Genomic DNA, 12,471 nt, shown 5'->3' with positions numbered 1-12,471 from the left:
GCCGGGCCCGGTGGGCGGGCCCGGCCGACGTCCGTCACCGGATGGGACGAGCTCAGGTCACCGGATCGAGGAAGGTCAGCACCGAGGCGTCCTCCTCGATCAGCGGGACGAGCGTGGTGTTGAACGGGCCGCCGTACGGGGCCTTCAGGTGGGCCTGGAAGGCGTCCTCGTCCCGGTACACCTCGAAGATCCAGAAGGCGCGCGGGTGGGACGACTTGGTGTAGACGTCGAAGGCGAGGTTGCCCTCTTCCTCGCGCACCTTCTTCGCGTACTCCAGGAGCAGACGGGTGACCTCGTCCTCCGTTCCCTCGCGGGCGGTGAACTCGGCGAGCAGGGTCTTGTTCACGGTGTGATGTCCTCCGTGGTGGGGGTCGGTGGGGGTCGGTCGGGGGCGATGGGGGTCGGTCGGGGTCAGGGAAGATCTGGTCGGTGATCACGGCTTCGCCGCTGCCGCCGAAGACCTCGACGACGACCGGCCGACGAGGACGCGCAGCTCGGCCCTGCCGTTCTCGGCCTCAGCGGTGCTCGCTGGACGCCGGGGAAGTCGCTGCTGAAGTCCGCGGCACCGGAGTTGGGGCGGTCGACGTACAGCTCCTGCGTCGTGGTGTCGTAGCCGATGACGGTCTCCTCGCCGTTCGCACCCTTGCGTGACCTCAGGCCGAAGCGTTCGGGCCCTCGAGGGACAAGTCGCCCCGAAGTCGAGCACCCCGCCCTTGGCGGCGGGGCCGATCAAGGGCCGTGAGATGTTCTCGCCGGTCGCCGTCGGCGCGGTCTGCCGCAGGGACGCCAGGCGGTCGACCGGCTCGCCGGGCAACGCCTTCTCGGCGCCGTGGTCCACGGCGCCGAGAAAAGGGTGTCGTCGTCGATCTGTGTCATCGATGACACCGCGTGGCCCGATGATGGACGTGGTCCGGCCGATACGTCAACGGCTCAGGGGCGACGCAACCGTCGCGCGACCGGCCTGCCGGTCATACGCCGCCGGCTGCGGCGGGCTGCTCCAACCGGCTCCGCCACGGCGGGTTGGGACCGGCGACCGAGCAGGTCAGGGCCGCGACCCGGGAGGCGAACCGGCACGCCTCCGCGACGTCGTCGAGGCGGAGTTCCGTCAGCCGGCCGCCGAGAAGTCCGTGGGCGCCGAGGTGGTGCAGCATCCCGGCGGTGAAGGAGTCGCCCGCCCCGACCGTGTCGACGACGCTCGTCGCGACGGCGGGCACCCTCACCCGTTCGCCGTCGAGCGAGGCCAGGGCGCCGTCGGCACCGTGGGTGATCACGACGAGCCGCGCCCCGGCCGCGTGCCAGATGTCGCACGCCTGCTCGGGCGGTGTGCCCGGCAGCAGGAGTTCCAGGTCGTCCTCGCTCAGCCGAAGAACGTCGGCGAGGGCGCACCAGTGCGCCAGCCTGGCGCGGTAGACGTCGGGACGCACCAGCAGCGGCCGGACGTTGGGGTCGATGCTGATGGTCGCCCGGGGGGCGGCCGAGGCCAGGAAGTCCTCCACCACCGCCGCGCCGGGTTCCCGGACCAGGGCCAGGGATCCGGTGTGCACGCAGGCGGTCCCGGACAGGTCGACCCGGGCCAGTTCCTCGGCCGTCCACTGCCAGTCGGCCGTGTTCTGCGCGTGGAAGGAGAACGTGGCCTGCCCCTGGGCGTCCAGCTCCGCCACGGCCAGTGTGCTGGGCTCCGCGGCCTCGACGGCACTCGACAGGTCCACCCCGGAGGCCTCCAGGTGGGCCCGGAACAAGCGGCCGAACACGTCGCCGGACAACCGCGCGAGGAAGCGGACCGGGGTGCCGAGCCGGGCCAGGGACACTGCCGTGTTCGCGGGTCCGCCGCCGGGCAGGACGCGCAGGGCGAGTTCGTTCGAGGCACTCGCGGGTTCGGTGAACGCGTCCGCGACGCACTCCCCCAGGACGGTGATCTGACGCGGGCTCATGGGCTGCTCTTCTCTGACGGGCGTACGGGCCTACCGGGCGCGTCGTGGCGCGGCCGGCGGACGGCTTCGGGGGGCGGCCGCCTGCGTTGCCGATTTGTGACGAGTGCAGGGCATTGACGTTTCCGGGAGACGGAGTCCATCATCCTCGCCATGCAGTGTCAACGATGACATAAGTCAACGATGACACCTCGGGACGGCATGTTCCGATGCCGGCCGTACCGCTCGCAATCCCGCAGGAGTCGTTCATGTCTCGCTCCACTCGTCTGCCCCTCTCGCTCCTCAGAGTCGCCGCGTGCACAGGCATCGCGGCCCTCACCCTGACGGCCTGCGGATCCGGCTCCGGATCGGACTCCGCCAGTACCGGTTCGGGCGACGTCAAGGTCGGCCTGATCACCAAGACCGACACCAACCCCTTCTTCGTGAAGATGAAGGAGGGCGCCGAGAAGGCCGCGAAGACCGAGGGCGTCAAGCTGATGACCGCGGCAGGCAAGTTCGACGGCGACAACGCCGGTCAGGTCACGGCCATCGAGAACATGGTCGCGTCCGGCGTGAAGGGCATCCTGATCACCCCGAGCGACTCCAAGGCCATCGTGCCCGCGATCGCGAAGGCCCGCGCCAAGGGCGTCCTGGTCATCGCCCTGGACACCCCGACCGAGCCGGAGAGCGCGGTCGACGCCCTCTTCGCCACCGACAACCTCAAGGCCGGCCAGCTGATCGGCGAGTACGCCAAGGCCGCCATGAAGGGCAAGACGGCGAAGATTGCCGCCCTCGACCTGGCGCCGGGCGTCTCTGTCGGCGTCCAGCGGCACAACGGTTTCCTGAAGGGCTTCGGCGCCACCGACAAGGACGTGGTGTGCGCCCAGGACACCGGCGGCGACCAGGCCAAGGGCCAGACGGCGATGGAGAACTGTCTCCAGAAGGAGCCCGGCATCAACGTCGTCTACACCATCAACGAGCCGGCCGCGCTGGGCGCGTACACCGCGCTCAAGGCCAAGGGCCGGGAGAAGGACGTCCTGATCGTCTCCGTCGACGGCGGCTGCACCGGCACCCAGGCGGTCAAGGACGGCAAGATCGCCGCGACGTCGCAGCAGTACCCGCTGAAGATGGCCGCCGAGGGCGTCAAGGCCGTCGTGACGTACGCCAAGGACGGCAAGAAGGCGTCCGGTTACACCGACACGGGCGTCACGCTGATCACCGACAAGGCGCAGGCCGGGGTCACGTCCAAGGACACCGCCTTCGGCCTGGAGAACTGCTGGGGCTGAGCCGCCCCCGGGCAGACCCGAGGCCCGTACGCCTCCGCCTCTCCCCTCAGCGGGGCGGCCGTCCCCTCCCGACCGGGTGACGGCCGCCCGCTCGTCCTCTTGTCCTCCGACCGGGAAGGACAACGACCACTGTCTTCCGACAAGGACTTCGCATGACAGCCACGACCACGCCGTACGCCGAGCTCAAAGCACCGACCACGGCCCGCCGACTGCTCACGGCGCCGACCACCGGCCCACTGGTCGCCCTCCTCCTGGCCTGCGCCTTCTTCGCCTTCTCGACCGACCAGTTCCTCACGGGCGGCAACTTCTCGCTGATCGTGCAGCAGGTCATGGTCGTCGGCACCCTCGCCATCGGACAGACCCTGATCATCCTCACCGCGGGCATCGACCTGTCGTGCGGGGCCGTGATGGCGTTCGGCAGCATCGTGATCGCCAAGATGGCCGCCGAGGGCTCCCTGTCCCCGTTCCTCGCCATCGCCCTGGGCATAGCCGTCTGCGGTGGGTTCGGGCTGCTCAACGGTCTGTTGGTGCAGAAGATCCCGCTGCCGCCGTTCATCGTCACCCTCGGCATGCTCAACGTGGCGTTCGCGCTGACCCACATCTACTCCGAGGAACAGACGGTCACCAACCTGCCCGGCCCGCTGACCGCCCTCGGCGAGACCTTCCCGCTCGGCCACACCGACATCACCTACGGCTCCCTGGTCACCATCGCCCTGTTCCTCCTCCTCGCCTACTCGCTGAGCAACACCGGCTGGGGCCGGCACGTCTACGCCCTGGGCAACAGTCAGGAAGCGGCACGGCTGAACGGCATCCGCACCTCCCGCCTGACCATCGGCATCTACACCGTGGCGGGTCTGCTGTACGGCATCGCCGCCCTGCTGCTGATCTCCCGCACCGGGGTCGGCGACCCCCAGGCCGGCCAGACCGACAACCTCGACAGCATCACCGCGGTGGTCCTCGGAGGCACCAGCCTCTTCGGCGGACGCGGTTCGGTCCTGGGCACCTTCATCGGCGTCCTCATCGTCGGCGTCTTCCGCAACGGCCTGCAACTGATGGGTGTCGCCTCCATCTACCAGACCCTGATCACCGGTGTCCTGGTGATCCTCGCGGTGACCGTCGACCAGATCTCCCGGAAGAAGGCCCGATGACCGCCACCTCGTCCCCCACGCCCGTGCTCCAGGCCCGCGGTCTGGTCAAGCGCTACGGCCATGTCACCGCCATCGACGGGGCCGACTTCGACCTGCTGCCCGGCGAGGTCCTCGCCGTCATCGGCGACAACGGAGCCGGCAAGACCAGCCTGATCAAGGCGCTCACCGGCGCGGTGGTCCCCGACGCGGGCGAGATACGACTCAACGGCGAGCCCATCGCCTTCTCCGGTCCGCAGAGCGCCCGCGCCCACGGCATCGAGACGGTCTATCAGGACCTCGCCGTGGCCGCCTCCATGGACATCGCCTCGAACATGTTCCTCGGCCGGGAGCTGCGCCGCCCGGGTGTCCTCGGCAGTGTCTTCCGCATGCTGGACAAGAAGCGCATGCGCCAGGAGGCCTCTGAGCACATGGCCGACCTGAAGATCGGCCTGCGCTCGCTGACCCAGTCGGTCGAGACCCTCTCCGGCGGACAGCGGCAGGCCGTCGCGGTCGCCCGTTCCGTCGCCTGGGCCAGCAGCGTCGTCGTCATGGACGAACCCACCGCCGCCCTCGGCGTCAAGGAGTCCGGTCAGGTACTGGACCTCATCCGGCGCGTCCGGGACAAGGGCATGCCGGTCGTCCTGATCAGCCACAACATGCCGCACGTCTTCGAGATCGCCGACCGGATCCACGTCCACCGCCTCGGCCGGCGCGCCGCCGTGATCAAGCCCTCCGACTACTCCATGGCCGAGGTCGTCGCCATCATGACCGGCGCTCTCACCGTCGACGAGGCCGGAGATACTGTCGTAGCGGATTCCGAGGCGGCCAAGGCCGCGGGAGTCCAGGCCAACTGAAGCACTCACAGGTTCCGGCCGAGGCCGCGGCCGGAACCGACGAGCACAGGAGACTGTTTCCTCGATGGCAGCGAACCGCCGCCCGACCCTGGCAGACGTCGCGCGCGAAGTGGGCGTCAGCGCCAAGACCGTCTCCCGCGTCCTCAACGAGGACGGACCCGCCTCGGCCGAGACCAGGGAACAGGTCCTCGCCGCGGTGGCCAAGCTCGGCTTCCAGCCGAACCTCATGGCGCGCAACATCCGCGTCGGCGGACCCGACACCACCGTAGGACTGGTCATTCCGGACCTCGGCAACCCCTTCTTCGGAGCGGTGGCCAGGAGTATCGAGGACACCGTGCGCGACCGGGGCCTGACCCTGCTCATGGGTTCCTCCGCGGACGAGCCCGCCCGCGAACGGGCGCTGACGGACAAGTTCCTCGCCCGGCGCGTCAGCGTCCTGATGGTCGTGCCGTCCGTCGGGGCCGACCATTCCCACCTCAAGACCCACCGCGCCACGGGCCTGCCCGTCGTCTTCATCGACCGTCCGGGCGTGGGCCTGGCCACGGACTGTGTCGTCAGCACCAACCGCGCGGGCTCCCACGACGGCGTCACCCACCTCATCGCCCACGGACACCGGCGCATCGGCTTCATCGGCGACCTGCCGACCAAGCTCTACACCCGCCGCGAACGCCTCGCCGGCTACCGCTCGGCCCTGGAGGAGGCCGGCCTCCCCCACGATCGTTCGCTGGTCGCCAGCGCACACGACCAGCAAGGGGCCGAGGCCGCGACGTCGAAGCTGCTCGACCTGGCCGATCCCCCCACGGCGCTGTTCGCCGGCAACAACATCATGGCGCTGGGCATAGTCGCCGAACTCGCCCGCACCAAGCGCAAGGACGTGGCCGTCGTCACCTTCGACGACGTGTCACTCGCCGAGGCACTCGAACCGGCGCTGACCGTCGTCGCCCAGGACCCCGAGGAAATCGGCAGAACGGCAGCGACCACCGCCCTGGCCCGGCTCGACGGCGACCGCACCCGGGCCCGCACCATCTCCGTGCCCACCCGGCTGATCGTCCGCGGCTCGGGCGAGCAGCCCGCGCTCGGCGCACGGGAGGCATGAGGCGGGCCGCTGAGCAGGAGCGCGGCGCGAGCCGCAGCATCGCGAGCCGCAGAACACGCCACCCGCGACGACCGCCCCCGCGTCCCCTTCTGGCCGCTGCCGTTCGCCGACACCACGCCGCGCCTGCTCGGCGGCGACGACTTCCCCGCCGAGGCGGAACGACAGGCCACCCGCGACCTCACCGCCGCTGCCGCCGTCGGCGCCCTCACCGTGGGCGCGTCGGCCCAGCTTGTTGCCGAAGCCGCTGACCAGGTCGGCGAGCCCGTCGGTGTCCCGCGTGTCGGTCACCGCGCGCAGCAGCAGGTCGGTGAAGTCGGAGTCCTTCTTGACGGCGAAGAGGCCGGCGGCCTCGCCCTCGTCGGCGTTCGACGTCGGCGGCGTCGCCCGCCGGAGAGGGTCGCCGAGGCGCACGACCGCGTCGACGCCGCGGGCCGCGGCCGGGCGCCTGGTGTCCGTCCCCCACCGGCCTCGCCGTCCATGCGGGAGCAGTGAACGTCGTTACGTCCGCTGTCGGGGGGTACTCGTGGGGCGCTGTCGGCTCGTGTCCGCACAGCGGGCCACCCGTCCCCGTCCTCCGACGTCGGAGCAAGCGTGAAAGCACTCGTCATCGACCGCACTCCCCAGCGGGCGTCCGTACGGGTCGTCGACCTCCGCTGTGAGCGCGACGACGCGCCGATCCCCGGGGCCCTGGCCGCGTTGCCGTCGCGGGCACGCGGTTGAAGGAGGCGCGGGCGCCCATGAAAGCCGAACCCCTCACCGCCGCCCCCCAGCTCCGCTGCTGGGTCCCCCGGGGTGTCTATCCCCCTCAGGCCGACACCCGGCTCCTGGAGCGGGCGATGCGGCGCGAGAGGATCACGGGAGAGACGGACGTACTGGACCTGGGCACCGGAAGCGGCCTGCTCGCGGTGGAGGCGGCCCGGCTCGGCGGCCGGGTCACGGCGGTCGACATCTCCTGGCGGGCGATCGCCGCCACCTGGTTGAACGCCCTGCTGAACGGACAGAGCCTGCACGTGCGTCACGGCGACCTGGCGACGGCCGTGCCCGGCCGCCGCTTCGACCTGGTGACCGCCAACCCGCCCTATGTGCCCGCTCCGAGCGCCACGCCGCCCCGGGGCCTCGCCAGGGCCTGGGACGCCGGGAGGGACGGCCGCCTGCTGATCGACCGCATCTGCGACACCGCGCCGACGGTCCTGCGTCCGACGGGGACGCTTCTGATCGTGCACTCGCACCTGTGCGGCGTCGGCGCCACGCTGACCCGCCTGGAGCAGGCCGGTCTGCGCGCCGCGGTCGTCGAGCGGACCCGCCTGCCCTTCGGGCGGGTGCTGCGTTCACGGCTCGCCTGGCTGCGCGACCAAGGCCTGACGGCCGACGGGACGACGGAGGAGCTGGTGGTGATCCGTGCCGAACCCGCCTGAACGCCCCCGCCGCGTCCGCGTCCGCGTCCAGCGCGACGGGCCCCTGCTCATCGAGGGACCGGTCGAAGTGGTGGGCGAGGACGGCGAGGTGACGGTCTCGGATCGCTTCGCGGTGGCGGTGTGCACCTGTCGCCGCAGCCGCGTCTTTCCCTGGTGCGACACCAGCCATCGACGCCGCTGCACACCGTCCGGCCCGGGCTCCCGTGCCGGCCCGGAACCGGGTCGCGTGGAAGAGGGCGGGGCCGCATGACCGGCTCCCGCTCGCGCTCCGGCTCCCGCGCCCGCTCCCGCTCCCGCTCCCGGGACCAGCTCCGGCTCCGGCCTCCGCCGCTGCCCGAGCCGCGCGGACCGCTGTCCGCCGCCGTGACGGCCCTGCTGCGGGGATCACCCCCCGGGAGTGCGCCGCTGCCTGTGCCGTCTCCCGAAGGGTGTTCCGCCTACGGCGACGACCTGCAGCTCGCCCTGTACATCCTCTACGAGCTGCACTACCAGGGCTTCCAGGACGTCCCGGACAGCCTCGAGTGGGACAGCGGCCTGCTGGCCTGCCGCGGTGCGATCGAGAACCGCTTCCTGGGCGCACTGCGCGGGGACGTGCCCGTCGACGACACGGAGACGGCCGAGCAGGCGCTGGAAGAACTCCAGCTCGAACCGGTCGTCGACGACGGCGGCGTCTCCCACTTCCTGCGGGACGAAGGCAGCCTCGACCACCTGCGTGAATACGCGGCGGTCCGCTCGCTGTACCACCTCAAGGAAGCGGATCCGCATGCCTGGGTCCTCCCCCGGCTCCACGGGCGGGCCAAAGCGGCCATGGTCGCCGTGGAGTTCGACGAGTTCGGTGCGGGCCGCGCCGACGAGATCCACGCGCAGCTGTTCGCCGACCTCATGGAGGACCTGGGACTCGACCCGACGTACGGCCACTACGTCGACGCGGCGCCGGCCGAGGCACTCGCCACCGTCAACCTGATGTCCCTGTTCGGTCTGCACCGAGCGCTGCGCGCGGCGCTCGTCGGGCACTTCGCGGCCGTCGAGGTGACCTCGTCCCCGGCCTCGCGCCGCCTCGCGGAGGCTCTGCGCCGGGTGGGCGCCGGCCCGGCGGCCGTACGGTTCTACACCGAGCACGTGGAGGCGGACGCGGTGCACGAACAGGTCGTACGGCACGACGTCGTCGGCGGGCTCCTGGAGAACGAACCGCGCCTGGACGCCGACGTGGTGTTCGGGATCCGCGCGACCACCCATCTCGAGGACCGCCTGGCGGACAGGCTGCTCGGTGCCTGGCGCGAGGGCGCCACGGCGCTGCGCGTCGCTTGGGCCCCCGGGCCACCGGGTACTCGGCAGAGCGGGCCCGGGACCGCGAAGCGGCGGTGACCTGCTCGGAAGGCTTGCGCGGATCCTGTCGGGACCGCGCGACCGAACCTGGGAGCGTCCAGGGCCGACGACAGTGTGAACGCCCTCCGCTGAGGCGACGGGAGCGCCTGGACGGTCGGCGCGGTCGCCCTGGCCGTCTTCGGCACCCGGACACGCTCGGCACGCCTCGCCGAGGCGGAGCGGCAACGCGTGAGCGTCCCCGCCTGAGCCGGGGGCGCGGGGGGCCTGTGGTAGCTTGCCGAGGCCAGTCGTACCCATGTGCGTATCCGTACGCGCGCGGGTCAGGGAATCCGGTGCGACTCCGGAGCTGACGCGCAGCGGTAAGGGCGACGGGCGGGGCACTGGCCACTGGAGCGTGATCGCGCTCCGGGAAGGCGCCTCGTCCGGGTGACCCCGAGTCCGAAGACCTGCTGGCGGCCTCCGACGCCGGAGAACGGCCGGGGGAGCACCGTACGACCGGGCTTCGCGCAAGGGCCCTCGACGCCGAAGGAAGTTCCGTGCCGCTCGCACGCCCCGTCCGTCCTGCCGTGCTGTTCCTGGCCGGCACCCTGCTGCTGACCGGCTGCGGCGGTTCCCCCGCCTCGTCGGCCTCGTCGGCCAAGGGCTCGGCGGCGGGGAGCTCCGCCGGTTATCCGGTCACGCTCGACAACTGCGGGCAGCAGGTCCGCGTGGACGGCCCTCCGCGGCGGGCGGTCTCCCTCAACCAGGGCACGACCGAGATCATGCTCTCCCTCGGGCTGGCCGACCGCATGGTGGGCACCGCCACCTGGACCGACCCGGTGGCGAAGGGGCTGGAGAAGGCGAGTGCGAAGGTGACGCGGCTGGCCGACAACGCCCCCTCGTTCGAGAAGGTCCTGGACGCCGAACCCGACTTCGTGGCTTCCTCGTTCGCCTCCACCCTCGGCAAGGGCGGCGTCGCCACCCGCGAGCAGTTCGAGAAGGTGGGCGTGCCCACCTACCTCTCCCCCGCCGACTGCGTCGGCAAGGACAACACCGGCGACGGCGACGGCTCGCGCACCGAGCCGCTGACGATGGACGCGGTCCACGGCGAAGTCACCGAACTGGCGAGGATCTTCGGCGTGGAGGAACGCGGCACGAAGCTGGTCTCCGAACTGAAGTCCCGGGTGGAGAAGGCCACTTCGGGGCTCGACGTCCAGAACGTCAGCCTCATGTACTGGTTCGCCGACTCCCGGTCGCCGTATCTGGCGGGCTGCTGCGGCGCCCCCGGCATCATCACCCGTGAACTCGGCGCGAAGAACGCCTTCGACGACACCCACGAGGAGTGGCCCCAGGTCAACTGGGAGACCGTCGCCGACCGCGACCCCGACGTGCTCGTCATCGGCGACCTGAGCCGTAAGCAGCAGACGGCCGAAACCGCGGCGAAGAAGATCGAGTTCCTGGAGTCCGACCCGGTCACGAAGAACATGACCGCGGTGAGGAAGAAGCGGTACGTGCTGCTGTCCGGGCAGTCCATGAACCCGACCGTCCGGACCGTCGAGGGTGTGGAGAAGGTGGCGGCTGCGCTGCGCGCGTACGGCCTCGGGGGATGAGCTGCGCCCCGTCGTCAGAGGCGCCGGCAGCGGTGCGCGGACTGCGTCGCTCGCTGCCGTGGACGGCCGGTCTCGCGCTGCTGTGCGCGTCCGTCGCCGTGGCGATCACCATCGGCCCGGCCGACATCGCGGTCGGTGACGTCTGGGCGACCGTGGCCGCCCATCTCGGCTGGGGGCAGGCGGGGTTGACGCCGATCCGGGACGGGATCGTGTGGAACCTGCGGCTGCCGCGCACGCTGCTCGCCGCCGTGTGCGGGGCCGGCCTGGCCGTGTGCGGCGCGGTGATGCAGTCCCTGCTGCGCAATCCGCTCGCCGACCCCTTCGTCCTCGGTGTCTCCTCCGGCGCCTCGACCGGCGCGGTCCTGGTCGTCGTACTCGGCGTGGGCGGTGGTGTCCTGTCGGTCTCCGGGGGCGCGTTCCTGGGCGCGGCGGTCTCCTTCGCGCTGGTTCTGCTGCTCAGCCACACCCTCGGCGGCACCACGGACCGGGTGGTCCTGGCCGGCGTTGCGGCCATGCAGCTGTTCTCCGCGCTCACCTCGTTCGTGGTGATGACGGCCGCCGACGCGGAGACCACGCGCGGGGTGCTGTTCTGGCTGCTCGGCTCGCTCAGCGGGGCCGGCTGGAGCGATGTGGGCGTGGGCCTGGCGGTACTGGTGGCGACGCTGCTGGTGTGCGCCGCCCACGCGACGACGCTGGACGCGTTCGCGTTCGGGCAGGACGCCGCCGCCTCCCTGGGCGTGCGCGTGGCGCGCACCCGGCTGGTCCTGCTGTGCGCCACCGCCCTGCTGACGGCCACCCTGGTCGGTTCGGCCGGGGCGATCGGCTTCGTCGGCCTCGTCCTCCCGCACGCCGCCCGCGCGCTGACCGGCCCCGGGCACACCCGGCTGCTGCCCGCCACCGCGCTGGCCGGCGCGGTGTTCCTGGTGTGGGTGGACACCCTCGCCCGGACCGTACTGGACCCGCAGGAGGTGCCGGTGGGCGTGGTGACCTCACTGATCGGCGTCCCGGCGTTCGTCCTCGTGCTGTACCGGACCAGGGGTACGCGATGACCGGCACCGACGACGGCACCCACGGCGGCACCGGACTGCGTGCCGAGCGGGTCGCCCACACGGCCGGCGGCACGCTCGTCCTGGACGGGGTCAGCCTCACCCCACGCCCCGGAACCGTCACCGGCCTGCTCGGCCCGAACGGCTCGGGCAAGTCCACCCTGCTGCGTCTGCTGGCCGGCGTGATCTCCCCGGCCGCCGGCGTCGTCACGCTCGACGACCGCCCGCTGGAGCGGGTGGGGCGCCGCGCGGTCGCCCAGCGTGTCGCCGTGGTCGAGCAACAGGCCGACACCCAGGTCGCGTTGAGCGTCCTCGACGTCGTGCGCCTCGGCCGGATCCCGCACCGTCGGGCCTGGACGCCCGCCTCGCCCGAGGACGAGGAGGCCGTCCGCTCCGCACTGGACCGCACCGGCCTGACCGACAAGGCGCACCGCCCCTGGCACACTCTCTCCGGCGGTGAGCGCCAGCGCGTCCAGATCGCCCGCGCCCTCGCCCAGCAGCCACGGGAACTGCTGCTGGACGAGCCCACCAACCACCTGGACATCCAGCACCAGCTCGGCCTGCTGACGCTGATCACGGAACTCCGCCTCACCAGCGTCGTCGCGCTGCACGACCTGAACCTGGCCGCGATGTACTGCGACCGGCTCGTCGTCCTGCGGCAGGGCAGGGTGGTGGCCTGCGGCAGCCCGCAGGACGTCCTCACCGAGACCCTCATCGCCGACGTCTACGGCGTACGCGCCACCGTCACCCGCACCGGCCCGGACGACCGTCCGCACATACGGTTCCTGGGCCCACGGTGATGGGGGCGGTCCAGCCACTCATGAC

General features: G+C 71.8%; 14 protein-coding genes, 1 pseudogene and 1 riboswitch. Of the genes and pseudogenes, 11 read left to right on the top strand and 4 right to left on the bottom strand.

The annotated features are described in order from the left end of the window. Positions 1–52: 52 nt before the first annotated feature. The 3 genes from OG289_RS38710 to OG289_RS38700 form a co-directional block, all read right to left on the bottom strand. The gene (locus tag OG289_RS38710) at positions 53–346 is read right to left on the bottom strand and encodes a putative quinol monooxygenase (protein ID WP_327318669.1); all 294 of its coding nucleotides are present in this window, start codon (positions 344–346) and stop codon (positions 53–55) included. Between the two features lie 65 nt (positions 347–411). Further along, a complete protein-coding gene (locus OG289_RS38705) occupies positions 412–618 on the bottom strand; it encodes a GH32 C-terminal domain-containing protein (protein WP_327320941.1) in 207 nt (68 codons plus the stop codon). A 350-nt stretch (positions 619–968) separates the two neighbouring features. Beyond that, positions 969–1,931 (bottom strand): carbohydrate kinase family protein, encoded by a 963-nt coding sequence (locus OG289_RS38700; protein ID WP_327318668.1) that lies wholly within the window; start codon positions 1,929–1,931, stop codon positions 969–971. A gap of 245 nt (positions 1,932–2,176) precedes the next feature. Here OG289_RS38700 and OG289_RS38695 point away from each other — a divergent pair, with 245 nt between their 5' ends. The 4 genes from OG289_RS38695 to OG289_RS38680 all read left to right on the top strand — a co-directional run bounded on the left by OG289_RS38695 (position 2,177) and on the right by OG289_RS38680 (position 6,270). Next, the gene (locus OG289_RS38695; RefSeq protein ID WP_327318667.1) at positions 2,177–3,193 is read left to right on the top strand and encodes a sugar ABC transporter substrate-binding protein; all 1,017 of its coding nucleotides are present in this window, start codon (positions 2,177–2,179) and stop codon (positions 3,191–3,193) included. A 152-nt stretch (positions 3,194–3,345) separates the two neighbouring features. Further along, positions 3,346–4,341 carry an ABC transporter permease gene (locus OG289_RS38690; protein WP_327318666.1) on the top strand — a complete coding sequence of 332 codons (996 nt, stop codon included), beginning with the start codon at positions 3,346–3,348 and terminating at the stop codon, positions 4,339–4,341. Then, a complete protein-coding gene (locus tag OG289_RS38685; RefSeq protein ID WP_327318665.1) occupies positions 4,338–5,174 on the top strand; it encodes an ATP-binding cassette domain-containing protein in 837 nt (278 codons plus the stop codon). The genes OG289_RS38690 and OG289_RS38685 overlap by 4 nt, the downstream gene beginning before the upstream one ends. Before the next feature lie 64 nt (positions 5,175–5,238). Next, complete coding sequence (locus tag OG289_RS38680) at positions 5,239–6,270, top strand: LacI family DNA-binding transcriptional regulator (RefSeq protein WP_327318664.1); 1,032 nt, start codon at positions 5,239–5,241, stop codon at positions 6,268–6,270. 117 nt (positions 6,271–6,387) lie between these two features. Here OG289_RS38680 and OG289_RS49835 read toward each other — a convergent pair. After that, positions 6,388–6,636 (bottom strand): annotated as a pseudogene (locus tag OG289_RS49835) (hypothetical protein); the annotation flags it as partial. Between the two features lie 225 nt (positions 6,637–6,861). Between OG289_RS49835 and OG289_RS38675 the strand changes: the two are divergent. From OG289_RS38675 to OG289_RS38645, 7 genes are all read left to right on the top strand, one after another. Beyond that, complete coding sequence (locus OG289_RS38675; RefSeq protein WP_327318663.1) at positions 6,862–6,990, top strand: hypothetical protein; 129 nt, start codon at positions 6,862–6,864, stop codon at positions 6,988–6,990. Positions 6,991–7,007: 17 nt separating this feature from the next. Beyond that, entirely contained in the window at positions 7,008–7,685 is a 678-nt protein-coding gene (locus tag OG289_RS38670; RefSeq protein ID WP_327318662.1) for a HemK2/MTQ2 family protein methyltransferase, read from the top strand. Beyond that, the gene (locus tag OG289_RS38665) at positions 7,669–7,935 is read left to right on the top strand and encodes a CDGSH iron-sulfur domain-containing protein (protein ID WP_327318661.1); all 267 of its coding nucleotides are present in this window, start codon (positions 7,669–7,671) and stop codon (positions 7,933–7,935) included. Before OG289_RS38670 ends, OG289_RS38665 begins: the two co-directional genes overlap by 17 nt. Then, entirely contained in the window at positions 7,932–9,050 is a 1,119-nt protein-coding gene (locus tag OG289_RS38660) for an iron-containing redox enzyme family protein (RefSeq protein WP_327318660.1), read from the top strand. The genes OG289_RS38665 and OG289_RS38660 overlap by 4 nt, the downstream gene beginning before the upstream one ends. A 258-nt stretch (positions 9,051–9,308) precedes the next feature. Next, positions 9,309–9,461: riboswitch (cobalamin riboswitch) on the top strand. A gap of 86 nt (positions 9,462–9,547) precedes the next feature. Continuing rightward, complete coding sequence (locus OG289_RS38655; RefSeq protein ID WP_327318659.1) at positions 9,548–10,600, top strand: ABC transporter substrate-binding protein; 1,053 nt, start codon at positions 9,548–9,550, stop codon at positions 10,598–10,600. Then, a complete protein-coding gene (locus OG289_RS38650) occupies positions 10,597–11,649 on the top strand; it encodes a FecCD family ABC transporter permease (RefSeq protein ID WP_327318658.1) in 1,053 nt (350 codons plus the stop codon). The genes OG289_RS38655 and OG289_RS38650 overlap by 4 nt, the downstream gene beginning before the upstream one ends. Further along, positions 11,646–12,446 carry an ABC transporter ATP-binding protein gene (locus OG289_RS38645; RefSeq protein ID WP_327318657.1) on the top strand — a complete coding sequence of 267 codons (801 nt, stop codon included), beginning with the start codon at positions 11,646–11,648 and terminating at the stop codon, positions 12,444–12,446. The genes OG289_RS38650 and OG289_RS38645 overlap by 4 nt, the downstream gene beginning before the upstream one ends. Positions 12,447–12,471: the final 25 nt, after the last annotated feature.

Origin of the sequence: Streptomyces sp. NBC_01235 (assembly GCF_035989285.1) — a bacterium.
Lineage (GTDB): Bacteria > Actinomycetota > Actinomycetes > Streptomycetales > Streptomycetaceae > Streptomyces.
Note: the sequence above shows the minus strand (reverse complement) of the source record. Positions and strands in the feature narration are given on the sequence as shown.

Coding starts and splice junctions, on each gene's coding strand:
- OG289_RS38700 (WP_327318668.1), bottom strand. CDS start 1,931: ATGAGCCCGCGTCAGATCACCGTCCTGGGGGAGTGCGTCGCGGACGCG.
- OG289_RS38695 (WP_327318667.1), top strand. CDS start 2,177: ATGTCTCGCTCCACTCGTCTGCCCCTCTCGCTCCTCAGAGTCGCCGCG.
- OG289_RS38690 (WP_327318666.1), top strand. CDS start 3,346: ATGACAGCCACGACCACGCCGTACGCCGAGCTCAAAGCACCGACCACG.
- OG289_RS38685 (WP_327318665.1), top strand. CDS start 4,338: ATGACCGCCACCTCGTCCCCCACGCCCGTGCTCCAGGCCCGCGGTCTG.
- OG289_RS38680 (WP_327318664.1), top strand. CDS start 5,239: ATGGCAGCGAACCGCCGCCCGACCCTGGCAGACGTCGCGCGCGAAGTG.
- OG289_RS38670 (WP_327318662.1), top strand. CDS start 7,008: ATGAAAGCCGAACCCCTCACCGCCGCCCCCCAGCTCCGCTGCTGGGTC.
- OG289_RS38660 (WP_327318660.1), top strand. CDS start 7,932: ATGACCGGCTCCCGCTCGCGCTCCGGCTCCCGCGCCCGCTCCCGCTCC.
- OG289_RS38650 (WP_327318658.1), top strand. CDS start 10,597: ATGAGCTGCGCCCCGTCGTCAGAGGCGCCGGCAGCGGTGCGCGGACTG.
- OG289_RS38645 (WP_327318657.1), top strand. CDS start 11,646: ATGACCGGCACCGACGACGGCACCCACGGCGGCACCGGACTGCGTGCC.